We start from the raw sequence: 353 nt of genomic DNA, 5'->3' as shown, positions 1-353 counted from the left end.
TTAGTGACCCTGAAGCCGTGCTAACCCTTAATAAGGCCTTGCTGGCGCACCACTATCAGGTGAAGTTCTGGGACATCCCAAAGGGCTATCTATGCCCGCCGATCCCAGGACGTGCCGATTATGTGCACCGCTTAGCAGACTTATTGGATACCACCGATAACACCATCAATGCTCTCGATATCGGCACAGGGGCGAGCTGTATTTACCCTATTATTGGTGCCACGGACTACCAATGGCACTTTACTGCGTCCGATGTTGACCCAATATCCATCAAAGTCGCCACCGAGATTGCCAAGCTAAACCCTCATCTGTCGAAGAAGATAGTCCCGCGCCTACAAAAAAATGCTGACAAT

Annotated in this window: 1 protein-coding gene; it reads left to right on the top strand. The window is 50.4% G+C overall.

What is annotated here, in order from left to right:
- Positions 1–353 (top strand): RlmF-related methyltransferase (locus AB4585_RS27405; RefSeq protein ID WP_372171900.1); only part of this gene is annotated, 353 nt, incomplete at both ends.

The sequence above is a fragment of the Vibrio sp. 10N.222.49.C9 genome, assembly GCF_041474985.1.
GTDB classification, from domain to species: domain Bacteria; phylum Pseudomonadota; class Gammaproteobacteria; order Enterobacterales; family Vibrionaceae; genus Vibrio; species Vibrio crassostreae_C.
The sequence above is the reverse complement of the archived record's forward strand: the minus strand, read 5'-3'. Positions and strand labels throughout refer to the sequence as shown.